The following is a 23920-nucleotide window of genomic DNA, read 5'->3' on the forward strand; positions in this document are numbered from 1 at the left end:
ACTAGTCTTCTGAGTCAGGGATTCTGTTCAGAAGTGTAGGCTGCGGGTCATGGCGCGTACTGGGCGGCCGAGGGCCGAGTTGGTCCTGACCGAGGAGGAGCGGGCTGCGCTGGAGGGGTGGGTGCGGCGCCGTTCCACGCCACAGGCGTGGGCGCTGCGGTGCCGGATCATTGTGGCCTGCGCCTCTGGTGCGACGAACACCGATGTCGCGGCTGAGGTGGGGATCCCCCCGCAGGCAGTGGGCCGATGGCGGGCCCGTTTCGTTAAGTATCGGATCGCCGGTCTGGGCGACATGCCGCGCCCTGGCGGGCCGCGGACGGTCACCGACGAGCAGGTCGCCGCGGTGGTCACCGCGACGCTGGAGCGCACGCCGCCCCACGCCACGCACTGGTCGACCCGGTCGATGGCCAAGGAGATGGGGCTGTCGCAGTCGACCGTGTCGCGGATCTGGCGGACGTTTGGCCCGCAGCCGCACCGCCCGCAGACGTTCAAGCTCTCGACCGATCCGTACTTCGTCGACAAGGTCCATGATGTGGTCGGTTTGTATCTGGACCCGCCCGAGCGGGCGCTGGTGTTCTGCGTGGACGAAAAATCGCAGATCCAGGCGCTGGACCGCTCCCAGCCGGTTTTACCGATGATGCCCGGAGTCCCCCAGCGCCTCACCCACGACTATGTGCGGGCGGGCACCACCACGTTGTTTGCCGCGCTGGAGGTGGCCAGCGGGAAGGCGATCGGGTCCCTGCACCGCCGCCACCGGGCCGAGGAGTTCAAGAAGTTCCTGGTTAAGCTCGACCAGGAGGTACCTCATGGCCTGGATGTCCATCTGGTGCTGGACAACTACGCCACCCACAAGACCCCTGCGGTCAAGACCTGGCTCGCGGCCCATCCACGTTTTCACCTGCACTTCACGCCCACCGGCTCGTCCTGGCTGAACCTGGTGGAGCGGTGGTTCGCCGAGTTGACGAACAAGCGGATCCGGCGAGGCGTCCACAAGAGCGCGCAGTCCCTGGCGGCCGACATCCGCACCTGGATCGCCGCCTGGACCAACGATCCCCGGCCCTATGCCTGGACCAAGACCGCCGACGAGATCCCCGAACGCCTCGCCGCATATCTGAACAGAATTCCTGACTCAGAAGACCAGTCCTCCTCGGGCTCCTCCTCGGTGAGGCTGAAGCCCGCCACGGCGTCGAGCAGCGCTTCCTCGATCGCGGTGCGGTCCTCCTTCGCTTCGGGGCCGATCGCGGTAACGGTGTAGGTCATCCCGTTGTCGGCCACGAAAGCCGTGGCCAGTCCGCGCTGCGGCTCGTCGTCGGTGCCGGCGTCGAGGGTGTACTCGAAATGCGGCCCGTCCTCCGCCACATTCCAGCCCTCGTCGTCGTTCCAGTCGGCCAGATGGATCCGGGTGTAGCCCGCCTCCTCCTGCAGTGGGGCGCGGACGTCGTCCTCCAGCGCCTCCGCCGGAGTCTCGGCGTCCTCGGACCAGGTGACCCGCAGCGAGAACCGGGCGTCGTCCGGGTCGGTGAAGAGTGCCTCGTCCTGCGGTCCCTCGGTGCGCTCCCAGCCGGCGAAGTCCGCCAGGCTGAAGGCCGCCGGATCCGCGGCGGCCTCGCCGTCCTCGGACGGGTCGGAGTCGGCGGAGGGCGACGGCTCCGTGCCGGGTTCCTCCGTCTGCGACGCGTCTGGCTCCGAGGCTTCCCCGCCGGACCCGTCGGTATCGGCCGGCCCGTCGTCCCCGGACGCGTCCTGGGGCGCGCTCCCGTCCCCGGGCTCGCCCGCTCCCCCGCCGTCGCTGCCGGGGCCGGAGGCTCCGGGCGCTCCCTGGTTGCCTCCGGTGGTGCCGCCTCCATCGCCCGAATCGGCTCCAGAGCCGGCCCCGGGCAGGAGATCGGCGGCGGTGGTGATGGGCTCTCCCGGCTCGAACGGGAGGTAGGACGCCGCCGCGAGCACCGCGGCCACACTCAGGCCCGCGAGCCCGAGGCCGGGGACGACCGGCCGCACGTCGTCCAGGGGCGGCTCCACCTCGGGGCCGCGCACCCAACGCTGCCGTTCGGCGTCCCACCGCGCCTTGTTCACTGCGTTCGCCGTCGTCATGCTCTGTCCTCCGCGCTCATCGGTCGCTCTGGGCGGCGTCCAGCGCCGCCCACGAGCCTGCAGGGTCTCCACCACCTGGGCGGCGGTCTCCGCCTCACGCAGCACCGCGCTGCCGCCCTGGAAAAAGCCGAGCAGCCGCCGCAGGACACCGCGCTGGGGGCCCTGCGCCTTGATCTCCTCCTCGGCCTTGGCCAGCTCGCTGTCGGCCGCGTCGACTTCGATTGTGCGCTCCAGCTTCCGCAGGTCCTGGCGGACGTGTGCCAGATGGGCGAGCAGCTCCGCGTCGGCGGCGGAGACGCGGACCGAACGGTCCACGGCCTCGCTTCCGTCCCCGAGGGCGGCGCCGCCGGTGGCGTGTCCGGCGACTACGAACTGCCCCGGCGGGGCGCTGACCGGCCGCGCGGTCGGTGCGGGCAGGTTCTCCGCCCCTGCCGTTCGCTCCCTTCGGCTGCTGTCCTCGGCGGTGGAGTCGGTCCCGATGGCGAAGGCGCCCCCGCTCATGGACCCCCCGATATAGACGCCGCCCATCTCCTCGTCCTCCCCGTGCTCGTGTTCATACCGGTCGGTGTCGAACTCGGTCATGCCGCTACTTCCCCTCGCCGCTTCCGGGGCGGGGCCGCCCCTCCGAGTCGCCGTGCTGGGCGTGCGCTCCCTGGCCGGTGGCGAAGGCGCCTCCGGACACGTCGCCGGCGATGAACACCCCGCCCTGGCCGATGTTGACTATCTGCTCCCGGGCCTGCGCCGTGAACTCCTCGGTCTGGTAGCCGGCCTCCTTCAGCGCCTGCTTGACCCCTTCGGAGATCCGGAGGTGCACCGTTTTGACGTAACGGATCACATCCATTGCCTGGAAGAGGGTCAGTTCGTCCGAGGACGTCCACTCCCGCAGACTGGCCGCCGGCGGCAGCGCCCACTCCTCGGGGGACCAGTCCGGCGTCTCGTCGTCCTCGTGCTTCAGCGCCCGCATCAGCTCCTTGGGCCGCACGGGCACGCGGACGTATTCGGCGATCTCGCGCCGGGCGTCCATGCCCAACGTGGCCGCCTGGACGATCCCGCCCATGATCGCGAACTTGTCCTGCAGCGGAAAGAGCACGTGCGGCGCCACCTCCAGGAACAGCATCCGCCCCTGGGTGTGCACGCGGACGAACACCGTGGTGACGAGCTGCTCCTCCCAGCCGGCGATGCGGATGCGCAGGAAGTGGCGCCGGGTCTCTCCGCCCTCGCCGACGGCCTCGGCCAGGTGCCACTCCACACCGGGGTCGCCCGGCGGTCCGACGGGCAGGGCGTCCCGTCCTTGGCCGTAGGGCAGGGGCGCGGGCAGGAACACGTGTTCGGCGATCTCCAGCCGGCCGAGGCGGTCCCGGCTGTCGTCCGCGGCCGACTCGGTCAGAGACTCCAACTGCGGGCGCACCAGGTCGATGATGCGCCGAGCGGTGAGCTCGTGCGCGGCGCGCTCGCCGTCCTCGGCCGGGCTCAGTTCGAGCGCCAGCGACCACCGCTGCAGCGGCGCGCCGGCGCCACGGAAGGGGGCGGCGGCACCGTAGACGACCACGGGTGAATGCTGTTCGCGCCCGATGGTGTCGAGCAGTTCGCGGTATTCCGCCGCGGCCTTGGGCGCCCGTCCGGTGAACCGCTCCTCGCTGAGTTCGCGGGTGAGGATGCGCAGCACGCGCTCCCGGTGGGCCCGCGCGGAGTCCTGGGGCAGGATCAGGGCCCGGATCCGCATCAGCGCCCGGTAGGTGGTGCCTCTCCCCATGAAATGGGGAGCGAGGAGCACCACCGCCAGGGCGACCATGACCAGCAGGAGCACGACCGGCTCGGCCCCCGGATCTTCGCCGCCGACGACGGAGGCGAGGACGGTGACGACACGCCACACCAGGACCACCACCAAGCCGACCGCGACTCCCCAGGCCAGGGTGGTCCGCCGCTCCGCCTCCCTCTCCACGCCGCGGGCGCGCAGGCAGTGGGCCAGCACGGTGACCGCGTCGAACCCCAGTGAGGGGGTGACGGCCCGGTGCCGGGCTCGGACCAGCATCGCCAGCACCCACCCGCGGAAGCCGTGGTCCAGATAGGCCGCGATGCTCAGCAGCCGCGTGACCTCGCTGCGCGCGAACGCGGTGGTATCGGGCGCGGCCCGGGTGGCGCCCTCCGGCCGTCCCATGTCGACCAGGGTGTCGATGACCGACGTGCGCACCGGGTCGAGGTGCCCATCGGGACTTACCACCATGTCTCCCCCACTCCCGCGGAGCCGTGTGCGCCGGTCCGTGTCCGCGGCGCCGCGCGGGGCAGGCCGTGCCTAGGCATCGGGGACCGCCTCGAAAACGACGGTGCCGCGCCGTACGCGAGGCGGCCGACCGCTGTCGGGATGAGTGCGCCCGCTGTCGCCGCCCACGGCACCGGCCGCGCCCGTTTGGCCCGTCTCGTCGGCGGGGCGCGAGGAGGGCACGGGGGTGTGCAGGTAGGCCCGGGCCCGGAAGTCCTTCTCGGCGAGCGTGATGTCGGCCGGGGTGAACCGGCGGGCGGGCAGGCCGACGTATCCCCCGAGCACCGCGTCCTCGTATACCCGCTGGGTGAGACCGGCCGCGAGGAACGTGATGTCGGGGTCGGAGCCGGCCAGCGCGGTCCGCAGGACCGGGGCGTCCAGGACGCGGTGGGTCTCGTTCATGGCCGTGCCGACGCCGTCGCCGTCGTCGCCTCCGCTGTCGGGCAGGGGGCCGACGCCGATCGCCGCGCGCAGCCGCAGGCGCAGCCCGCGGTCCTCGAACGCCAGGCCGGGCTGGACCTCCGCGAGGACACTCTGCAGCTCGCCGAGCAGAGGGTCGATGAGCAGGGGCAGATCCTCGGGCGGGACCCCGACCAGGTAGCCGTCACCGGTCCGCTGGGGAAACGAGCGGTGGGCCCACACGCTCTCCAGGCCGCTGCGGCGGAACGCCTCCTCCAGGACTTCCGGAATGGTGCCGCTCAGAATTCCCTGATGGCGGGACGACGTCTGCGAATACCGCTCGGCGTCCAAGGCCAGCACACCGCGGTACGGCGGCATCGCAGTGCTGGTGCGCCGTGAGCGGCGCGGATTCTCCGTCATTGTGTTTCGTGGCTCCAGACGGGTTCGTGTACCGCCGATTTGGCGGTACGGATTCACGATCACCCGCCCTCAGCAGGGCAATGTCCAGGACTGGACACAATGACGATGTTTCTCACGAGTAGACAGGAACCGGTCGGGTTCACTCCGCTTTTTCGCCTCCGGCCAGGCGCCGCAGCCGGTCGACGTCGTGGATGACGACCTGCAGGCGTTTGGTGCTGATGATCCCGGCACTGCGCAAACGCCTGAACTCCTCCTGGATCCAGGACCGCGACCGCCCGACCGGCCCGACAAGCTCCTTCTGCGGGATCGTGAGTACGCGCGTCGGCGTGTCGGCGCCGTCCGCGAAGGAGAGCCGGAGCAGGATCTCCGCCAGGCGCCGCTTGGGCGTGAGCGCGACGAGTTCGGCCTGCAGCACCTCGTTCTCCTGCTGCCGCCGCACGATGTGCTGCCACAGCGCGCGCTCCAGCTCCATGCCTCTCACCATCTGGCGAAAGCGCTCGCCCTTGACGACGTAGGTGACGCACGTGCCGCCCGAGGCGGCGACCGTCGCGGTGCGCGGCAGCCCGGAGAGCACCGACAGCTCCCCCAGCGGCTCCCCCGGCCCGCGCACTCCGATCAGGGAGTGGTCGCCGTCCGCGCGGATCACGGTGATCCTGACCGTCCCCCGTTCGAGCAGATGGACGGTGTCGGCCGTCTCACCCTGCCGCATGATCTCCTTACCATTGCCGAATACTCGACGGCTTCCCGCGGAAATCAAACGATTCCATTGATCATCAGGTAGAAGACCACCGAATCCTTGCCTTTCCACCGTTCCCCCTCTGATCGGCCGGCCAGTCTCCCCGATCGGTCGTTCGCACCACCTCGTCTCCATGCTTTTGGGTACGTTTATCCCGCGCCCGAGCATCCGGGAAAATTTGCGTAAATGTGATTCCGGCCTGCCATTCACGCATTCGAGGTGTCTGGTCATATGATCAGTTCGCGATCGGGACATTCGACGCGGCGGTTCGCGTTGCCCACGAACCGCACCGCCCCGTTCACTCCGGGGAATCCGGCCGTGCGCCCCGGCTACCCCTTGTGTCGCCGATCGACCACACTCCGGGCAATCGTGGCGGGTATCCCACCGGACACCGGGCGAAGCAGGTTCCCGCAGCGCTGCGGGTCGTCCGGGCGCCGGGCGGGGATCGGCACCCGCGCCGCCCGATTCCGGGCGAGCCGGTGGGCGGCGGTCACGGGCTCCAGACCATCGTCTGCTGGTGAAACCGCCTGCCGCCGTACCGGATGCCGGGGACCAGTGGAGTCGGGCCGTACCCGGCGAAGCCCATGCGTTCGAAGAACCGCACCGCACGGGTGTTCTCCACCAGGGTCTGCAGGTGGCATCCTGGTGAGCCGGTTTCCTTGAGCCGATCGAGCCACCGCTCCATCAGCCCATCGGCGGCACCGGTCCCCCGCGTCCGGGGCGCCACATTGATGTGCAGGTGCGCCGGCCACCGGGCATCGCCGAAGTCTCCCGCGGTGGGCTCTCTCCGGAGCGCTGCCCACGCCATGTCGACCAGGCTGCGCGCGAAGAAGGCGGCGGGCCCGGGCCGGAGGACCAGCCGGTGGGTCCTGATGGCCTTCTTCATGCGTTCGCTCTCATCGGGAAACGTCGAGCTGTCGAGGCATCCCGCCAGGTAGCCGACCAGAGCCCCGTCGGCCACGGCGACGAAGAGCGACCGCGGTTCCAGGTCCATGTACGGGTCCAGGTAGACGGCCGCCTCGGACTCCTCGTGCCCCCACAGTGAAGCCGTCGGGGCACCCTCGCCCGCACGGCCGAAAAGCCCGCGCAGCTCGGCGCGGTCGGTCTCGGCGAAAGCGCGGATCTCCATCACACCTGCCCCGCTCCCAGCGTTCACTCCCGGATCCGCACAGTCTTCCACCTCCGCGGCCCGAGGACCGCCCTTGGCCGCGCAGGACTCCTCTGTACGGGGCGTACAGCGCCCCGGCTCCGGAGCATGGACCATCCTGAACGGCTCGCCGACCGGCTTTCGGACACGGACTCCTCGGCACAGGTGCCGCTCTCGTTCCCGGGCGGACGGCGCGGACCGTGGCCGCGCGCGGCGGCGGGAGGAACGGTCAGCCGGGCAGGGCGGCGTACAGCTCGGGAATCGCCTCGGCGGTCTCCGCGTCGAACTCCTCGAACGGAGTCGCCTCCGCCCTCCGCTGCGCGCCGCGGCCGGCGTGCTTCCAGGTCCCGATGATCCGGCCGCCCGCCACCACGGTCGGCCGGAACACACCGTTGCCGCCGGGAACGATGCGCTGGGCGAACTCGGGGGCGAGCATCGCGCTGCGGTCGGCGTAGCCAGGACGAACTCGTCGAAACCGGGCAGCAGGAACACCCCTCGCGCCTCGTCGCGATGGGCGTCGAGGAGGCGGGGGGTCTCCGGATCCATCAGGTATTCGGTGCCGTCGGCCTCGACCGTGTCGAGCCCGGACCGGGCCAGCGCCACTCCCGCCCTGGCGTCGGCGGCGGGCAGGTCGGTCCACCGGAGGAAGTCCCGCACGGTGGCCGGGCCGTGGCCGCGGAAGTACCGTTCGGCCAGCTCGCGGAGCGCCTCCTCGCGCTCCGGGCGACGCGGTGCGGGGATCCACTCCTCGAGCAGCACGATCTGCTGCTCGCCCGCGGCCGACGGTCCGAAGCACAGCGTCCCGGTCATGCTCAGGTGGACCAGCATGTGGTACCCGCGTCCACCCGCCGGTTCCAGCCCGCCCGCGTCCCAGACGGCGAGCAGCTCCTCCCGACGCATCCGGCCCCCGCCGCGCAGTGCCTCCACCGCCAGGTCGCGGGCGCGGCCGAGCGCGGGCTCGTCGAGCCCCAACTGGGCGCGGCGGCGGGCGTTCCGCGCGAGTACACGCGGCGCCAGCACCTCCAGCATCCAGGGCAGATCCGCGGCGGTGACGAGGTGCAGGGTGCCGCGCATCGGCCAGGACTTCACGACCTCGCCCGCGTCGAGCGCGACCTCCACCGCCCGGCGCGTGCCCTTGGTGGTGCGCAGCGCGACCGAGGTGAGCGCCCCGGGATGGTGCTGCGCCTGCACGGCGGTCAGGTGGGCGACGGCACCGGCCGCGCTGTCCGCGCGGGAACCCGCGAGGCGCTGCGCGACCAGCCGCAGCAGGGTGATCTCCGAGAGGGCGGCCATGGCACGCTCACCTTTTTCGAACGCCGTGGACGGGGACCGGCGGTGACGCGCCGGCGTACGCCGCCATTGGAGCATCCGCCTGTGACATTCCTCCTCGGGCCGGACCGCCTTTCCACCCCTTCGGCGGTCGGGCTCTCCGCCTCTGCCGGGACCGCGCACACGGGCTGTCCGAACCGAGGCCGCGGACCGCCGCCGCGTGGGTGGCCCGTTCTCGCGCCTCGTCCCGAGAGCGAGGCGAACCGTCCGGCGGATTCCGCCCTGCGGCAGGTCGGTCGGCAGCTCCTCGCCGGCGGGCGGCCGCTCAGCCGGTCAGCGAGGGGTCGGAGAAACGCAGCACCGCGCCGATGCCCTCGTCCAACCGCACGTCGCGCTGCGCCACGAACACCAGGTCGGTCGAGGTCGCCACGGCCGCGCGCACGAGTGCCGTGTCCGCGCTCGCCCGGACCGGCTCCTGGACGCCGATGTCGCGCAGCTCCTTCTCGGTGAGCGCGATCTGCTCCCCCGAGGGGCCGGTCCACAGTTCGGTGTCGCCTCCCACGAGGTCGGGCGACCACAGGAGCGTCCGCACCTGGGCACGCTGCAACGCGTAGACCACCGGCGCCAGCCCTTCGGCCGCACGCTCCCGGTTGCCGCGCTCCTCCTCGAACGCGTTGGCGACGGCCCGCACCTGTTCACCGGCGCGCTCGTCCAACCGTTGGCGGAGTTCGGCGTCAAGGGGCGACTCCTCCGACCCCGCGGCGCGGCTGCCCGCTTCGAGTCCGACGGCCATCCCGCGCAGGCCGTCGGGAAGCTGGTCGATGACCTCCCCGCGGACCTGCACCTCGCCCGCGACGGCGATGACCTCCGCGCCGCTCTGCTCGGCGAGCCCGCGGACCGCGTCGACGACACGCTTGACGTTCTGGCCGACCTGCTCGTCGACCGCGCGCTGCATCTGCTTGTGGTGGTACGCGCCGCCGCGGGGCTTGTGGGTGGGCTCTTCGTCGCCCTCCACCCGTTCGGTGCGCCGCCGGCCGCTGGCGTACTCCGCGCTGAGATCGGCGCCGATGCTGTCGACGACCGCGAGGACGTAGGGCACGTGCCGCCCGCGGCGGCTCAGGTAGAGCATCGGGTCGGCCAGCGGGCCGAACCGCGCCTGGTGGTCCTGCGGCGGCTCGGAGACCAGGAGGTCGAGGAGCACCTCGCCGCCGGCGGCGAACACGATCTGGCCAAGGGGGCCCGAGGCGTCATCGGTGCGACCGACGACCTCGTCCAGGGCGTGCAGGGTCTCCTCGTCCGCGCCCTGCGCCGCCAGGTCCTCGCGCGCCTTGCCCCACCGCAGACGGACGGCGTGGTCGGCGTCCTCGGCGTCCCGGGAGACGTTGATGTGCACGGAGGCGACGGGGCCGGGATGGCCGTACACGGGTTCGAGAAACGTAAGATCCATCGGTCAGCTTCGCTTTCCAAAGTCGCGTGTCATGCTCGGCGGGGGTTCTGCGGCACGGAGTTCTCCACGTCGGCGACGTCGTGGTACTCCCTGTCGGGGACAGCGCGGAGCGCCTCCATGGTCGTGCTGTCCGAGCCCCGCTCCTCGGCGTAGGCGACGAGATCCGATCTGTCAGCCGGGAAGTCCTTCCCCTGCAGGGCCTTGCGGACCCGGCGCCGGTCTGCGGATGTCATGAGAGCCTCACCTTCCACGTCGGTCCCGACGTGCGGTGTCACTGTTCGCGCTGCCCGCCGGGCGGCTGGAACAATCGCGCGAACTCCGGCGGGAGCTGGGCCATCGTGTCGGCGGTCTGTTCCGGCGGGGCCCATTCCCGCACCGTGCCCAGGACCGCGCTCACCTGCCGCTCGGCCTCCTCCGGGTCCACCGTGCCGATACCCCCGCTGACCTTGTCGAGAAAGGCGCCCTTGTCGAAGGCCGCGGCGTGCCCCGAAGCGTGTGCCGTGTCGGGGCGCAGTTCCTCGGGAAGCCGGCGGACGAGATCGTCCATCTGGCCACCGCTGACGTTCTCGGACAGCGCGTTCAGGGTCGCTCTGGTCAGCCGCTCGGCCTCGCTCCGCGAGGTGACTCCGGCGTGCTGCTGGACACGGGCCAGGAAATTCTCCGCGGCCCCGTCCGTGCTCCCTGGATGCATTCGTCCGCTCCTTTTCCGTTGGCCGGGCAACGGACCTGTGCCGGTAAGCCTCAGGTGCGCCCGGCCGCGTGTGGCTTCGTCTTCCGTACGGCGCCTTGGCGCGGTGCGGCGCCCTCACCGCGGCCCCGGGGCGGATCCCGGGACCGGCCGCGTGGCACCCCGCGACCACGCCCGCTGCCCCTATGGGGTCCCCTGCCCGGCTGCCCCCGCGGACGAACCTGGGATCCGTCTCACCTCGCGAACCGCCCGGTGCTGCGCGGTTCCGGACACGCCGCCCCCGTGTGAGAGCCGCCTTTCGGGGAAGGCACCAGGATGCGGGGACCTGTCTCGCCGGCCTCTGTAGAGGTTCGGCTCCGTTCCCATAAGGGATGCGGTATATCCGTCTTCGCGTTTCCCGTTCGGATAGCTTTCGGTTCAAGGGCCATGGAGGCCCATAAGGGGGAACGGTGAGCGAGTTCCAATCGGACGGGTATCTACGCATCTTCGCCACCATCGCCAGGGATCTGCTCGACCAGGGTTCGGTGCAGAACGTGCTCGACGGGATCGTGAAACTGGCGGTGAAGACCATCGACGGCTGCGAGGAGGCCGGCGTCCTGCTGATCGACCGGCGCAAGCACACCTACGAGACGCCCGCCGCCACCGGTGAGCTCGTTCAGGAGTCGGACCGGGCCCAGTACGAGTGCAACGAAGGGCCGTGCCTCGACGCCGCCCGCTACGAGCGCAGCTTCCACGTGGAGGACATGGCGCAGGAGACCCGGTGGCCGGCCTACCGCCCGCGTGCTCTGGGACTGGGGATCAGATCCCTGATGGGCTTCGAACTGTTCACCCACAACGGAGTTCTCGGAGCGCTGGACCTGTACTCGCGCGCGCCCAGCGCCTTCGACGAGCACTCCCGGGAGATCGGGTGGGTTTTCGCCTCACACGCCGCTGTGGCCATCGCCGGTGCCCAGCGCGAGGACACGCTGCGCCACGGTTACGCCACCCGCCAGGAGATCGGCGAGGCGGTGGGCATTCTCATGGAACGCTACAAACTCACCAGCCAACAGGCCTTCGACGTGCTGAAGAAGGCGTCCATGGAGTCCAACACCAAGCTCCGCGACGTCGCCCGCCGTGTCGGCCAGACCGGAGAGACCCCCCACAGCGAGTGAACCGCCGTACGCCTCCCCGGACGCGTTCAGCCGCGCGCCTGCCCGGCCCGGACGAGGCCCGAGTCGTAGGCGGCCACGACCGCCTGCGTCCGGTCGCGGGCCCCGAGTTTGGCGAGGATGTTGGAGACGTGCGTCTTCACCGTCTCCACGCTGACGAACATCTCCGCGGCGATCTCGGCATTGGACAGCCCCCGCGCCATGAGCGCCAGCGTGCTCGTCTCCCGCTCGGTCAGGGACCCGACCGCCCGTGCCGCGGGCGTGTCCACACGGGGGCGGGTGGCGGCGAGCGAGCGGATCGCGGCGGGGAAGAGCAGGGATTCTCCGTTGTGCACCAGGCGGATCGCGGCGAGGATGTCCTCCGGGCGGCTGCGCTTGAGCAGGAACCCCGAGGCTCCGGCGCGCAGCGCGCCGTAAACGTAGTCGTCGTTCTCGAAGGTGGTGACGACGATGGTCTTGGGGGGACGGTCCAGCGCGCCTATGAGGGCGGTGGCCGCCTGGATCCCGTCCATTCCGGGCATGCGCACGTCCACCAGGACGATGTCGGGGCGGGTACGCCGCACGAGGTCGAGGACGCCGCTGCCGTCGTCCGCCTCCCCGGCGATCCGCATGTCCGCCTCGGCCTCGATGAGGGCACCGAGCCCCGCTCGGACCAGGGCCTCGTCGTCGACAAGAGCAACGGCGATCATCGGTTCCCTTTCCAGGGGATCGTGACGGTCAGGCACCATACGCCCTCGCGTGTCCCCGCCTCCAGCTCGCCGCCGAGCAGGCGTACGCGCTCCTCCATGCTTCGTATCCCTCTGCCGCCGCCGGGACGGGTGCGGCGGTGCGGTGCGGCCGGATTGCTGATGAGCAGCCGCACGCGTGCGTCCTCGACGCGCAGTTCGACGGTTATGGGGCCGCTCTTGCCGCCGTGGCGCAGGGCGTTGGTGATCCCCTCCTGGCAGATGCGGTGCATCTCCCTGGACAGCACACCCGGCACGGCGCCGAGCGGGCCGGTCCGGTCGAACCGGAGGTCGGTCCCCGCGGTCCGGGCGGCCTCGACGAGGTGCGGCAGTTCGGCCAGGGTGCGCTGCGGCGCGACGTCGGTGCGTTCCTCTCGGAGGAGACCGAGAACGTGGTCGAGTTCGGCGGTGGCGGTGCGCGCCTGCTCGGCGATCGCCTCAAGAGCGCCGCGGGCGAACGCGGGGTCCCGGTCCAGGACGCGGGCGGCGGCCCCGGCCTGCAGGGCGACGACGGACAGGACGTGCCCGATGGAGTCGTGGAGCTCGGCGGCCAGGCGGTTGCGTTCGGTGAGGTCGTCGGCGTGGGCCTGGGCCGCGGCGAGCCGATCGGCCGCGGCCGGTCCCAAGAACAGTGGAGCTAGGCGGGCGGCTCCGGCGCCGATGGCCGCGACGGTGTAGACCAGCCCGACGAGCAGCACCGCCCCAACGGGCGGGCCCAGCCATTTCCACGCGCCGGTCAGCGGCATCCCCTCGGGGAGGAACGGCGCTCCGTCGAGGAGGAAGTACGGATCGGCGGTAAAGGGGGCCAGGACGAACAGGGCCGATTCCGTGAGCCCGACCATGGTGGCCAGGCTGACGGCGAAGCCGACGACGAAGTGCAGCGCCAGCCAGCAGGCGGCGCGGGCCCGGGACCGCCAGGTGGCCGACCGCGCCGGCGGCTCGGCGGCGAGCGGGCCGCCCAGCAGGGAGCGGGTGATCTGCGCCTGCTGCGCACGCACCCCGGGCGCCCAGACGGTGGTGCTCCCCAGGACAGCGGCCGTGGCCGTCGCCGTGATCCCCTGGAGGCCGAAGCCGGACGTCTCGGGAGTCCGCGGGTCCGGGAGGAACAGCAGTGAGAACAGCACCAGGACCGCGAGCAGGAAGGGCACGAAGAGGACGCCGCCCAGGACGAGGTAGACCCAGCGCCGGTAGGTGGCGGAGCCGCGCAACGGGGCGATGGCGAGCCGGATGATCCTCACACGGGGATCGTCGCACGGTGGCGGCACCATCACCTCCCTCTTCCGAGGGAGCGGAACCCCCGCACAGGGTGAGGTGCCGGCGCGGAGGATCCGCGAGCGTTGGTGCGCAGGACCGAAACCGCTTCTCGCAAGGAGAATCCCGATGAACGGACACCCGCGCCACGCCGACCCCGCGGCGGGGGTCCCGGACCCCGCGCAGCCGGAGTGGCGGGCCGGCTGGAGCGTCCGGCTGGCGCTCGCCTGGTCGGCCATCACCGCCGCATTGGCCCTGGCATGGGCGTCCGGCCTGCTCCCCTCGCCCCTCACGGACACCGAGACGGCGTCGCCCGGTGCCGTGTTCAACGGCTACGACCCGCTGATCGGCACCGCGTTCACGCTGGTCCTCGGCCTGCTCGGGATTGGTTGCGCGATCGCGGCACTACGCGCCACCGGTGAGGGCACAGGCCGGGCCACTGTGGTGGGGGCCTGGCTCATGGCGGCGACCACGCTACTCGTGCTGGTCCACGGGAAACTGCTCGCGTTTTTGGGCTACACGCCCGTGACCCTGGCGCTGGGCTGGTTCCTGCCCGGCATGTGGCCCGCGTACCTGGAAGCGCTGTTCGCCCCCGAGACGCTCTTCCTACTGCATTGCCTGGTCGGCGGGCTGGTCTGGGGGATGGCCGCGCTCACCCGCGGCAGGGCCCAACGTGGTGCCTGCTCCGACTGCGGAAGGACCGCGGGGTGGTCGTTGGAGCGGGAGGAGGCGGTGCGCGGCCGGGCGCTGCGCGTCGGCCGCGTCGCCGTGGCGGTGGCCGTCGTCTCCGCCCTGTGCTACCCGGCGGTGCGGCTGCCTTGGCTCTTCGGGATTCCTGTGGGTATGGACGCCGAGTCCTGGGCCCGGTTGCAGGCCGAACCGGGTGTGGTCGAGACCGGTATCGGGCTGGGCACGGCCGGGCTGGCCGGGGTGGTGCTGATGTTGGGGCTGGTACGGAACTGGGGGGTGCGCTTCCCCCGGTGGATGGCGGGGCTCGCCGGCCGCAGGGTCCCCGTGGCGCTCGCGGTGCTGCCGGCATCGGTGGTCGCCATCGCCCTCGCATCGCTGGGCAGAGAAGTCGTCCTCGCCTGGCCGGCCGGCGGGTTCAGCACTCCCCTTGGCGCGGACTGGGCGCACGTGGGCCCCCTTGCCGCGATGCTGCCCTGGGGGCTCGCCCTGGCGGTGGCCACGGTCGCCTACGCGGTACGGCGCCGGGCCGTCTGCGGCGCCTGCGGCCAAGGGCGGCCCGAAGAACTGCCCCGGTGACCATCGGTAACCACCGAACCGGCCGCGGGGATGGAGCCGGCCGGGCTTCCGTCCCCCGTTCCACGTACTGAGGTCTACAGGTCGCCGGTCCGGAGGTCCGCCAGGAATGCGGACCACTCCGGCACCGGGAACGACAGGTGCCCGGCGGAACGGTTCTGCGTGTCGCGGACGTCAACGGTGCCACGGTCGGTGCGGCACTCCACGCAGTTGTCCATCCCACCCTTGGAATAACTGGACTTGAACCAGCCATCGCTAGAGGTCATCGTTCATTGCCTCCTTCAGGAGCTTCGGTGTCGCAGTAGGGGAGCGGCCCTATGCGGCGTTCAAGACCTGCCGAACCTCGGGCACGTCCCGGAAGGGTCCCAGGGATGCCCGCACGACTCGCGCGCGTTCGGCCGTGCGTTCGCTGCCCAGGTCCGCCGACATATCCAGCATCCGCCGCGCCACGTCCGCCGCCTGCTCCGGTTCGTTCGCATCCGCGTAGGCGACCGCCAGCCACGACAGGTAGAGCGCCATCTCGCGCGTGTGCGTGGCGTCGTAGCGGGAGAGCACGTCATTGAGCAGCGGGACGGCTCGAAGTGGGCGCCGAAGTTCCGTATAGGCCCGCGCCTCCATGATCTGTAGCTCTCCGGCGTCGACCCAGTAGAGCCATGCCGGTTCGTCCTCATCAGCGTGCCGGGACAGGGCTTCTCCGGCTTCGCCGAGTGCCCGCATGGCGGCGCGGGAGTCCTCATTTCTGGTGTGTGCCCATGCGACCCGGTCCCAGAACAGTGCTCTGGCGCGCGGCGGGGCGACCGTACCCGCTTCGTTCAGTGCTGCCTCGGCCAGTGTCACGGCGTCGGCCACTCGACCGATGTTGCTCCACTGGTAGGCAAGTGATCCCGCGAGCTGCCCCGCGAGCGTGGCGTCTCCGGCTTCCCGCGCGGCCGACAGGCCGAGCCGATATGCCTGCTCCGCCCGGTCGTGCTGGCCAGCGTCGGAGGCGATCCACCCGGCGATCTGCGCCAGTTCCCCCACGGCCACATGCAACGCCCTTCCCACGGCTTCCGTGTGCGTGCCTTCCCGAAGCAGCGCGACGGCCGCCTCAAACTCGCGAAACGCCGGCCCGATCAGGTCGTGTCCCGCCATGACGTCGTCAGCGAGTCGCAGCGCATGCACGCGCGCGACGAGACGATCCGCCGCGGACCGTCCGATCCGACGCCCGGTCGTGGCCGACAGCGCCGCTACGGGCCTGTCCCCGGGCAAAAGCTCGGCGAGGGTGGGAGACGGCGTGTCGGCAGCCGCGAGGGCGCGTTCCAGTTCCTCCCGTGGGATGTCGAGCACGGAGGCGAGGTGCGGCAGCCAGAACCTGGGCACCCGGCGGCCGGACTCCCAGCGGTAGACCTCCTGGCGCGTCACCGTGGGGCGCCCGGATTCCGCGCACAGCACCTCGGCCAGCCGCTGCTGCGACCAGCCGCGCGCCGTGCGGTGCCGCTTGAGCATCCGGGGGAACGTCTCGGGAGCCATGTGTCCATGGTGGCCTACGGATTGGCCTACAGACAGGCGGATCCGGAATCTGTGGACGCGCAGAACAGTAGTGGGAAACGGGACCCCCGCGACGGCGGCAACCGTCCGGGGGCGCGGCCACCAACTACCCAGGAGTTGATGACATGGTCATCCTGCCACCGCGCCGAAACGCACGGATCCGCCCCTACCTGCTCGCCGCCGAGCGGCGGCGGCGAACCGAGCGGCAGGCGCGTGCGGCCTGGATCGTCCGCCGCCGGTGCTGGGTCACCGCCGCCGATCGTCTTCTCGGCCTTCTCCCCGAGGCGGTGGCGGCGTGAGCGACATCCATCTGGACCTGTACGTCCAAACCCAGGAGGCCGCCGAGATTCTGGGCATCTCCCCTTCCACGATGCGCCAATGGGCCCGCCAGGACCGGATCCGCTACCTGCGCAACCCCCAAACCGGCTGGCGGATCTACCGCGCCGGTGACGTCTACGCGCTGCGCGACTCCCTGCAGGAGGCGAAGCGGTGAACCCGACCACCTACTGCGAGATCCGCCAGGTGCCCGACCTGGACACCCTGCACGCCTGGGCGAGCAGCATGGGAGTGCCCGTCCGCCAGCGCGGGATCACCCTGGAGGGCAACGACGTCTACGCCGCCACACATGGGACCACCACGCTGGTGTGCGTCGTGCCCAACCGCCACCAGCCCCCACCCCTGAACTGGGAATCGCCCTTCGAACACATGTGACCCCCGCGCGCCTGCCGCCCCCTTCGCAGGCGCGCGGACCCGCCCCCGCCGCAAACCGTCCTGCGGCGGGGGCCTGCTCCTGTCCGGAGGAGTACCGCGATACCCCTGCCCTCTCCGGGGAAGAAGCCGGGAGGGGACCGGCCGGGACCGTGCGATGATCTCCTGTGGCCGCCTGCGCGACCGGCGGCGGACTCGGTGAGGAGGAACGGTGGATCTCGCGGAAGCCGCGGAGGCCAAGGACGAGGTGCGGAACCGGGTCTGGGATCTGCTGCGGCAGGAGCGTGCGGCGCGGTTCCCCGGGGCGCATGGGCGCATCCCCAATTTCGTGGGGGCGGAGCGCGCCGCCGAGAGGCTGGCGGAGCTGCCGGAATGGCAGGACGCGCGGATCGTCAAGTCCAACCCGGACTCGCCCCAGTGGCCCGTGCGCACCCGCGCGGTGGCCGAGGGGAAGCTGGTCTACATGGCCGTCCCCCGCCTTGTCGAGGACAGGCCGTTCACCCTTCTCGACCCGGCGCGCCTGCCGGTCGCGCCCCGCAAGGCCTCCTCGATCAAAGGGGCCGGCCAGTACGGCACCGCCGCGGCGATCGAGGAGATGCCGCACGTGGACCTGATCGTCTGCGGGACCGTGGCCGTCACCCGCGACGGGGTGCGGATCGGCAAGGGCGGCGGTTTCTCCGATCTGGAGTTCGGCCTGCTCACCGAGGCGGGGCTGGTCGACGCCGACACGGCGATCGCCACCACCGTGCACCCGCTCCAGGTGGTCGACCAGCCGCTGCCGGAGACCGAGCACGACTTCCGCGTGGACCTCGTCGTCACCCCCGATGAGGTGCTGCCCACCCGGGCTCCCCGCCGCTCCCCCGGAATCCTGTGGTCGCACCTGGAAGAGGAGAAGATCGCCCGGATTCCCGCCCTTCAGCGGCTCCGCGGATAGGACGGGCAGGCCCGCCCCGGGCGCGGCCGGCGGGGCACTACGCGGCGCCGTCCGCGAGCAGGTAGCAGATCTCGATCGACCACTTCTCCAGGTCGGGCTGCTGGGCCGGGTCGGTGGTGTAGGACTCGAAGCAGCCGCCCCACACCTCCTCCCCGCCTTCCCTGCGGCTGTCCCACGCGAGGCCGCTGCGGGCCACCCAGTCCTGGAGTGCCGCGTGCGCGCCGCCCAGCCGGTCCGGATGGCCGGTGTGGACGAGCGTGGCGTACGTGCCGGCCGGCATGGCGCCCGCTATGACCCGGCCGTCTCCCGGGACGGCGCTTGCGACCGGTACCCCCACTTCGAGGGAGAACCTCTTCTCCGTGCCGCCGATCACCCGGTACCGGAAGAACGGAGGGCCGGCCGGCTGGATCCCCTTCCGCTCCAGCCATTCGAAGACCTCCCCCACAAGCGCGTTGGCCTGCCCCCACTCCCGGAACGTGACCCTGATCGGAATGGCGACGTAGGGCCGCTCGGCGTGCACGTCCTTCTTCGGTTCGCTGATCATTCCTGACTCCCTGGCAAGAACTGGCCTGACGTGTTGATCCGGTACTCGTGCGCGCGTCCCAGAAAGGCCCGGTTCCGGACCCGGCGCGCCCCCTCAGGTGTCCGCGTCGGCGAACGACCGGCCGCGGGCCGCCAAAGCGCGGCGGATGCGCTCCACCGCTCGGGGGCCGACACCGTGCAACCGCCGGATCTCGGCCTCGCTGACCTCGGTGAACTGCTCCAGCCGCCGGTGACCGGCGGCGGCCAGCGCCCGGTGCGCCGGCGCGCCGAGACCGGCCGGAATGTCGCTGACGTGCTCGTGTCCCTGCTCTTCCGCCATGGTCGTCCCTCCTCGGCTCGCGTTGCCTGTGCCGCCCACATGTAGTACGGCACAGCGCACCGGAACTCATCGGAGCCGGGGGAGGAATCCGGGAATCCGAGGCGGCGGCTGGGCCGTGTCTGATGGGTCAGCCGAGCTGGCGCGAGCGGTTGTAGTCCGAGCCATGGCCTTGGCAACAGCCGATCGAGGGATGTCGGAGTCGATGAGAACCGATGCTCCGGATCGATGCTGACACGGGGGCGGAACTCGCTTCCCGTTTCATATAGCCAATTGGTAATATGAAGATGTGAGTGTGTACGCGGCGCTGGCGGATCCGCATCGGCGCCGGATCATGGACCTGCTGCGCCAGGGCGAGCTTCCGGCCGGTGCCCTGGTCGACCAGCTAAAGCTAAGTCAGCCGGGGGTATCGAAACACCTCAAGGTTTTGAGGGAAGCAGGACTGGTCGAGGTTCAGCCACGTGGAAAGGAGCGCATATACCGGCTGCGAGCCGGGCCCCTGTCCGAGGTCGATGCCTGGCTCGCTCCGTACCGGGCGTACTGGAACGAGCGCCTGGACGACCTCGAAGCACACCTTGACCAAGGAGAGAACCACCATGAACAGCACCCTTCCCCGCCCCGACCTCACCGCGCGCCCACACGGCCTAACCGTCGAACGCATGATGAAGGCACCCCAGGAGGGGGTATACCGGGCATGGACTGAGGAATTCGATGCCTGGTTCGCCGAACCCGGCATGATCCGCATGCGGGCCGCCGTCGACGAGCCCTACGTGTTCGTCACCCGCCACGAGAACGAACTCCACCCGCACCACGGCCGGTTCCTGACCCTGGAACCCCACCGGTTGGTGGAACTGACCTGGGTCACTGGCACCGCGGGCACCGCCGGCGCCGAAACAGTCGTCACCGTGGAACTGGAACCCTCCCCGGGGGGCGGGACCCTGCTGCGGCTGACCCACACCGGCTTCTATGACCAGGCCGGGGTCAAGCGCCACGAAAACGCATGGGCCCAACACGTCCTGCCCCACCTCGACGACGTCTTGACGGCCACCCGCTCGTAGAACTCCGCTACCGCCGGACCGAAGGGTCATGACCGGATCCGCAGCCGGATCGCGGCGAGGGCGACTGTTCCATGAAAGACATATGCCCTCTTGTCGTACCGGGTCGCTACGGCACGGAAGCCCTTGAGCGCGTTGATTGTCCGCTCGGCTTCGTTCCTGCGGATTTACCGGGCCGGGGCGAACCCGGCGGGTCTGCCACCCTTGCCGCCGCGGTTCTGGCGGTGGGCCCGCTGGTCGCGGCACACGGACACGCCCCAGTAGCGGGGGCATCTGCGGCCCGCCACCGGTCTGCCCCGGTGCGATCAACATGGCCAGCGGACGCCGCCCGCCTTCGCTCGCCAAGTGGATCTTCGTTGACAGCCCGCCGCGGGAGCGGCCAAGCCCTTCGTCGTCGCGGTGGTGGGCGGCTCGGGTACGCCTGCCTGAAATCCGCAGTGGCCGTTTGAGGGCTCCGGCCGCGTGCCGGCGTGCACGGCGGACCGTCGAGTCCACGCCCACCATCGACCAGTCGGTACGGCCTTCCCCGTCAGCGTCAGCCTGAATGGCCCGCAGTGCTCTGTCCCAGTCCCACGTGCCGTCCGCCGACCAGCGGCGATGCCTGTCGTATACCGTCTGCCAAGCCCCGAACCGAGCAGGTGGATCACGCCACGGAATACCGGCCCTCAGCCGGAACGGAATGCCGTTGATCACCGTTCGGTGGCACTTCCACCGCCCACCCCGATCAACGTTCCCCGGCAGGTGCGGCTCCAGCCGAGCCGTTCCTCCTCAGTGACATCTCCCCGCCCCACACTGCCTAGAACGAGACGCCCCTGACCTCGTCTGGCCTCGTCACTGATCCATCGGACACGTCCTAGAGCTCCGGGTGCGGGGGCAGATCGAACAGCGGGAACAGCCGCTTCGCGTCCAGGAATGACGTCGTCCCCGTGATCCGGCCATCCGAGACCTCGACCACCACAAGCGCCCACGGTTCGTGGGCGCCGCCCGGGCCGGTGGCGTTGTACTGGGCGAATGCCCGCGCACCGTTCGCCGCGACCGGCACCAGGCGCGAGCCGCGGCAGGTGCCGTCCGCGCCGAGCAGTGCCCGCCGGACCTCCTCGCGGCCCCGCAGCCACCAGCGGAACGGCGGCATCGACATCGTGGCGTCCTCGTGCAGCAGCGAGACCAGCGCCTCGACGTCGTAGCGCTCGAACGCCTCCGCATAGCGGGCGAGCAGATCCTGTTGCGCCCGATCCGCCGGCCGCGGCGTTCCGGAAGGAGCGGCTCGTTTCGCCTCAAGTGTCGCGCGGGCGCGTTGCAGTGCGCTGTTGACCGACGCCACCGTGGTGCCGAGGAGTTCCGCCACCTCCGCTGCCGTCCAGCACAGCACTTCGCGCAGGATCAACACCGCGCGCTGCCGGGGCGGCAGGTGCTGCAGCGCCGCCACGAACGCCAGGCGGACCGTCTCGTGCTGGACGGCCAGCTCGGCGGGGTCGCTGCTCCCAGGCGCCAGGCGGGTGTCGGGAACCGGCTCGACCCAGGCGCTCTCGGGCAAGGGGGCCCCGAGAGGGGTCCCGGCCCACGAGGCGGGGCCGAGATCCATCGGGCGTGCGCGACGCCGCCTGCCGCGCAGCATGTCAAGGCAGACGTTGGTCGCGATCGTGTACAGCCACGACCGCAGGGTGGACCGGGTCTCGTCGAACCGGTCGGCGCTGCGCCAGGCGCGCAGCAGCGTCTCCTGCACGGCGTCATCGGCCTCGAACGCCGATCCGAGCATCCGGTAGCAGTACCCGCTCAGTTCCCCGCGGTAGCGGGCCAGCCGGCGTTCCGCCGCGGCCCCCTCAGCCTGCCCGCCGGGGACCGCACCGCCCCGTTCCGCGAGACCGGTCATCGCGCCCGCCCTTCTTCCCCCCGCACCGAGGCGGGGAGACCTGGTACCCGCAGCCATCGTAGGGACGAAGGGGGACACTCCCGGGAGCTTCCCGATGTCGCAGTCCGGCTCAGCGGTCGACGACGACTTCGAGCTCCTCGCGGAACCGGTAGGGGCGGCGGTGGTCCAGGAGCTCCCCGAGACGCTTGCGCAGCCGCGATATCTCGGCCCGGACGGTGACCGTGCGGCTGCGGTCGCCGAACAGGTCGTCCGCGAGCTCCGCGGCGCTCAGCCCCGCGCGGTGCCGCGCCAAGGCGGACAGCAGGTCAGCGTGGCGCCCGGTGAGGTGGTGCGTCCAGGCGCAGGTATCGCGGTGGACGGTCAGGGTCGGGCGGTGCGGCTGCCTCAGGTCCAGTACCAGCCGCGCCGGCGACACCGCCTCCTCCTCGCCACGTTGGCGCAGCAGCACACCGCCCGGGACGGGTTCGAGCGAGCAGTGGCCGAGTGTCGGAAGCCACATCCGCTGCGCGGCGGGATCGTCGGGCAGTTGCAGGCGGTCGACCGGCGGGAGCCCGCTCGAAGCCGCCACCCACCCGTTCGGGTCGGCGATCACCGCGGGCTCCTTCAGTTTCGCCAGCACCGGTGCCGCGACCGCGCGGAGGCGGTCGAGCTCGCTCCGGCGCACCTCCCGCAGATGGGCCTCGGCCAGGCGGGCGACGGCGTTGACCAGGGCGAGGGTGGTCGGGTGCACGGTGGCGGCCGGGCCGCTCACGTCGATCGCCCCGAGCAGCCGGCCGTCGCGGGTGTCGCGAACCGGGGCGGCCGCGCACGTCCACGGGTGGTGGGCGCGCACGTAGTGTTCGGCCGAGTGGACCTGCACCGCCTGGTCCTGCACGAGCGAGGTCCCGATCGCGTTCGTCCCCACCGTGTCCTCGGTCCAGTTGGCCCCTTCCACGAAGCCCAGGTTGTCGGCCCGCCGGCGCACCGCGGTGCTTCCGCCGCGCCACAGGACCCACCCGTCGGCGTCGACGATGACCATCATGTGCCCTGCGTCCTCGGCGACATTGAGCAGCCCGTTGCGCAGTGTCGCGAGGACGTCGCCTCCGAGGTCGCTGTGGGCGCGCCGGCGTTCCAGCTCGCCACGGGGCAGCCGCGCGCGGTCCGCTCCCCGGTCGGGGTCGAGTCCCTGCCGCCGCAGGCGGCGCCAGGACTCCACGATCACGGAACGGGGGTGGGCGGGCGGTGTCCGGCCGGCCAGGGCCGCTTCGTAGGTCTGCGCCAGCGTTCGCGCGTACTGGCGCGGGTCTACGCCTGCCGGCAGAGCAGTGTCGAGTGGTTCGTTCCGCATGTCCTGCTCCAGTCGATCGGGGGCAGTCGGGATGCGGGGGGTTCGTCAAGTGTGGATCAGTGCCACCCAGGATACGGATTGACCAGGACTTTCATTGTGCGACCCATGTGCGGCGCATGGAACCCCCCGGCGGATGCCGGTTCGGTCGTGATGCGCCCCCTCCGGTCGTGCCGTGGACCGCGGCGCCCCCGAGCCCGCGGTCCACGGCAGTCCGTATCCCGGTGTCCTCTTCTCCCTTTCTCCTCCCCGCGCCCGTCTCAGCCGAGCACCGACTCGATGGCGACGCGGACGGCGGCCGGGTTCTCCATGTGCGCCATGTGCCCGGCCCTGTCGACGAAGCGGACCGTCACCCGGCCGGCGAGGGCGTCGGCGTTGGACGCCGGAAGCACCGCGTCCTGACGGCCCCAGACGACCGCGACCGGAGCCGGGACCTTCGACAGCAGCGCGATGGCGTCGATGGCCTGCTCGTCCCCGTCGAGCAGCGTGCCCAGCAGTGTCCGCAGTCCGTCCTGGACACCGTCGATGCGCTTGAGCTTGAGCATGTCGTCGAGGAGCTGGCGGGTCACCTGCTTCTCATCGGCGAAGAGCTTGCGCGCGTACGGCCTGAGCTCCCGGCGCGAACCGGCCGCCACGAAGCCGCGCAGGTAGTCGGCGTCCACAGCGGTCCCGACTCCCGCCGGGGCGACCAGGGACAGCGAACGCACCCGTCCCGGCGCGGCGGCGGCCGCGGCCGTGACGACGGCCCCGCCCATCGAGTGCCCCACCAGGTGGGCGCGCTCGATCCCCAGCGTGTCCA

General features: G+C 71.3%; 25 protein-coding genes and 2 pseudogenes. 9 read left to right on the forward strand and 18 right to left on the reverse strand.

Going from position 1 to position 23920, the window contains the following annotated elements:
• Positions 1-49: 49 nt before the first annotated feature.
• Positions 50-1120: pseudogene (locus VS93_RS28265) on the forward strand (IS630 family transposase); the annotation flags it as partial.
• Here the strand turns inward: VS93_RS28265 and VS93_RS29275 are convergent.
• The 8 genes from VS93_RS29275 to VS93_RS16755 all read right to left on the reverse strand — a co-directional run bounded on the left by VS93_RS29275 (position 1060) and on the right by VS93_RS16755 (position 10460).
• Positions 1060-2673, reverse strand: a complete 1614-nt coding sequence (locus VS93_RS29275) for a hypothetical protein (RefSeq protein WP_052745809.1) — start codon at positions 2671-2673, stop codon at positions 1060-1062. The pseudogene VS93_RS28265 and the gene VS93_RS29275 sit on opposite strands and share 61 nt — an antisense overlap.
• A 4-nt stretch (positions 2674-2677) precedes the next feature.
• Positions 2678-4315, reverse strand: coding sequence for a hypothetical protein (locus tag VS93_RS16720; RefSeq protein ID WP_052745810.1), 1638 nt, complete (start codon positions 4313-4315; stop codon positions 2678-2680).
• Positions 4316-4384: 69 nt separating this feature from the next.
• Positions 4385-5170: a hypothetical protein gene (locus VS93_RS16725; RefSeq protein WP_046470855.1), complete on the reverse strand. Its 786-nt coding sequence runs from the start codon at positions 5168-5170 to the stop codon at positions 4385-4387.
• A 139-nt stretch (positions 5171-5309) separates the two neighbouring features.
• Positions 5310-5978: a Crp/Fnr family transcriptional regulator gene (locus VS93_RS16730; protein ID WP_046470856.1), complete on the reverse strand. Its 669-nt coding sequence runs from the start codon at positions 5976-5978 to the stop codon at positions 5310-5312.
• Positions 5979-6396: 418 nt separating this feature from the next.
• Complete coding sequence (locus VS93_RS30510; protein ID WP_201776664.1) at positions 6397-8346, reverse strand: DNA glycosylase AlkZ-like family protein; 1950 nt, start codon at positions 8344-8346, stop codon at positions 6397-6399.
• 301 nt (positions 8347-8647) lie between these two features.
• On the reverse strand, positions 8648-9769 hold the full coding sequence (locus VS93_RS16745; RefSeq protein ID WP_046470858.1) for a baeRF2 domain-containing protein: 1122 nt from the start codon (positions 9767-9769) through the stop codon (positions 8648-8650).
• A gap of 29 nt (positions 9770-9798) precedes the next feature.
• Positions 9799-10002 carry a DUF2795 domain-containing protein gene (locus VS93_RS16750; RefSeq protein ID WP_046470888.1) on the reverse strand — a complete coding sequence of 68 codons (204 nt, stop codon included), beginning with the start codon at positions 10000-10002 and terminating at the stop codon, positions 9799-9801.
• 38 nt (positions 10003-10040) lie between these two features.
• Positions 10041-10460, reverse strand: a complete 420-nt coding sequence (locus tag VS93_RS16755) for a DUF2267 domain-containing protein (protein ID WP_046470859.1) — start codon at positions 10458-10460, stop codon at positions 10041-10043.
• A gap of 446 nt (positions 10461-10906) precedes the next feature.
• On the opposite strand from VS93_RS16755, the gene VS93_RS16760 reads away from it, so the two are divergent.
• On the forward strand, positions 10907-11608 hold the full coding sequence (locus VS93_RS16760; RefSeq protein WP_046470860.1) for a GAF and ANTAR domain-containing protein: 702 nt from the start codon (positions 10907-10909) through the stop codon (positions 11606-11608).
• 26 nt (positions 11609-11634) lie between these two features.
• Here the strand turns inward: VS93_RS16760 and VS93_RS16765 are convergent, their stop codons facing one another.
• Positions 11635-12294, reverse strand: coding sequence for a response regulator (locus tag VS93_RS16765; protein WP_046470861.1), 660 nt, complete (start codon positions 12292-12294; stop codon positions 11635-11637).
• A complete protein-coding gene (locus tag VS93_RS16770; protein ID WP_046470862.1) occupies positions 12291-13568 on the reverse strand; it encodes a sensor histidine kinase in 1278 nt (425 codons plus the stop codon). The genes VS93_RS16765 and VS93_RS16770 overlap by 4 nt, the downstream gene beginning before the upstream one ends.
• 142 nt (positions 13569-13710) lie before the next feature.
• On the opposite strand from VS93_RS16770, the gene VS93_RS16775 reads away from it, so the two are divergent.
• Entirely contained in the window at positions 13711-14847 is a 1137-nt protein-coding gene (locus VS93_RS16775) for a hypothetical protein (RefSeq protein ID WP_236700589.1), read from the forward strand.
• 74 nt (positions 14848-14921) lie between these two features.
• Here the strand turns inward: VS93_RS16775 and VS93_RS16780 are convergent, their stop codons facing one another.
• Both VS93_RS16780 and VS93_RS16785 read right to left on the reverse strand, forming a co-directional pair.
• Complete coding sequence (locus VS93_RS16780) at positions 14922-15110, reverse strand: DUF397 domain-containing protein (RefSeq protein WP_046470863.1); 189 nt, start codon at positions 15108-15110, stop codon at positions 14922-14924.
• Between the two features lie 49 nt (positions 15111-15159).
• Positions 15160-16353, reverse strand: a complete 1194-nt coding sequence (locus tag VS93_RS16785; protein WP_046470864.1) for a helix-turn-helix domain-containing protein — start codon at positions 16351-16353, stop codon at positions 15160-15162.
• 143 nt (positions 16354-16496) lie between these two features.
• On the opposite strand from VS93_RS16785, the gene VS93_RS29280 reads away from it, so the two are divergent.
• From VS93_RS29280 to VS93_RS16800, 4 genes are all read left to right on the forward strand, one after another.
• Positions 16497-16670, forward strand: coding sequence for a hypothetical protein (locus tag VS93_RS29280; RefSeq protein ID WP_156184887.1), 174 nt, complete (start codon positions 16497-16499; stop codon positions 16668-16670).
• Positions 16667-16864 (forward strand): helix-turn-helix domain-containing protein, encoded by a 198-nt coding sequence (locus tag VS93_RS16790; protein WP_046470865.1) that lies wholly within the window; start codon positions 16667-16669, stop codon positions 16862-16864. Before VS93_RS29280 ends, VS93_RS16790 begins: the two co-directional genes overlap by 4 nt.
• The gene (locus tag VS93_RS16795; protein ID WP_046470866.1) at positions 16861-17082 is read left to right on the forward strand and encodes a hypothetical protein; all 222 of its coding nucleotides are present in this window, start codon (positions 16861-16863) and stop codon (positions 17080-17082) included. The genes VS93_RS16790 and VS93_RS16795 overlap by 4 nt, the downstream gene beginning before the upstream one ends.
• 208 nt (positions 17083-17290) lie before the next feature.
• A complete protein-coding gene (locus tag VS93_RS16800; protein WP_046470867.1) occupies positions 17291-18013 on the forward strand; it encodes a 5-formyltetrahydrofolate cyclo-ligase in 723 nt (240 codons plus the stop codon).
• 37 nt (positions 18014-18050) lie between these two features.
• On the opposite strand, the gene VS93_RS16805 is transcribed toward VS93_RS16800, so the two are convergent.
• Positions 18051-18557, reverse strand: coding sequence for a GyrI-like domain-containing protein (locus VS93_RS16805; protein ID WP_046470868.1), 507 nt, complete (start codon positions 18555-18557; stop codon positions 18051-18053).
• A gap of 93 nt (positions 18558-18650) precedes the next feature.
• Complete coding sequence (locus VS93_RS16810; RefSeq protein ID WP_046470869.1) at positions 18651-18875, reverse strand: helix-hairpin-helix domain-containing protein; 225 nt, start codon at positions 18873-18875, stop codon at positions 18651-18653.
• 292 nt (positions 18876-19167) lie between these two features.
• On the opposite strand from VS93_RS16810, the gene VS93_RS31820 reads away from it, so the two are divergent.
• Complete coding sequence (locus VS93_RS31820; RefSeq protein ID WP_338022757.1) at positions 19168-19575, forward strand: ArsR/SmtB family transcription factor; 408 nt, start codon at positions 19168-19170, stop codon at positions 19573-19575.
• The gene (locus VS93_RS16820; protein WP_046470871.1) at positions 19469-19930 is read left to right on the forward strand and encodes an SRPBCC family protein; all 462 of its coding nucleotides are present in this window, start codon (positions 19469-19471) and stop codon (positions 19928-19930) included. Before VS93_RS31820 ends, VS93_RS16820 begins: the two co-directional genes overlap by 107 nt.
• Before the next feature lie 26 nt (positions 19931-19956).
• On the opposite strand, the pseudogene VS93_RS28275 reads toward VS93_RS16820, so the two are convergent.
• From VS93_RS28275 to VS93_RS31825, 4 genes and pseudogenes are all read right to left on the reverse strand, one after another.
• Positions 19957-20718, reverse strand: a pseudogene (locus VS93_RS28275) (IS5 family transposase).
• Positions 20719-20780: 62 nt separating this feature from the next.
• Positions 20781-21797: a sigma-70 family RNA polymerase sigma factor gene (locus tag VS93_RS16825; protein WP_082126954.1), complete on the reverse strand. Its 1017-nt coding sequence runs from the start codon at positions 21795-21797 to the stop codon at positions 20781-20783.
• Positions 21798-21906: 109 nt separating this feature from the next.
• Complete coding sequence (locus VS93_RS16830) at positions 21907-23124, reverse strand: helix-turn-helix domain-containing protein (protein WP_046470872.1); 1218 nt, start codon at positions 23122-23124, stop codon at positions 21907-21909.
• Between the two features lie 257 nt (positions 23125-23381).
• Positions 23382-23876: an alpha/beta fold hydrolase gene (locus tag VS93_RS31825; RefSeq protein ID WP_236700590.1), complete on the reverse strand. Its 495-nt coding sequence runs from the start codon at positions 23874-23876 to the stop codon at positions 23382-23384.
• Positions 23877-23920: the final 44 nt, after the last annotated feature.

The sequence above is a fragment of the Allosalinactinospora lopnorensis genome (genome assembly GCF_000981225.1).
GTDB lineage: Bacteria > Actinomycetota > Actinomycetes > Streptosporangiales > Streptosporangiaceae > Allosalinactinospora > Allosalinactinospora lopnorensis.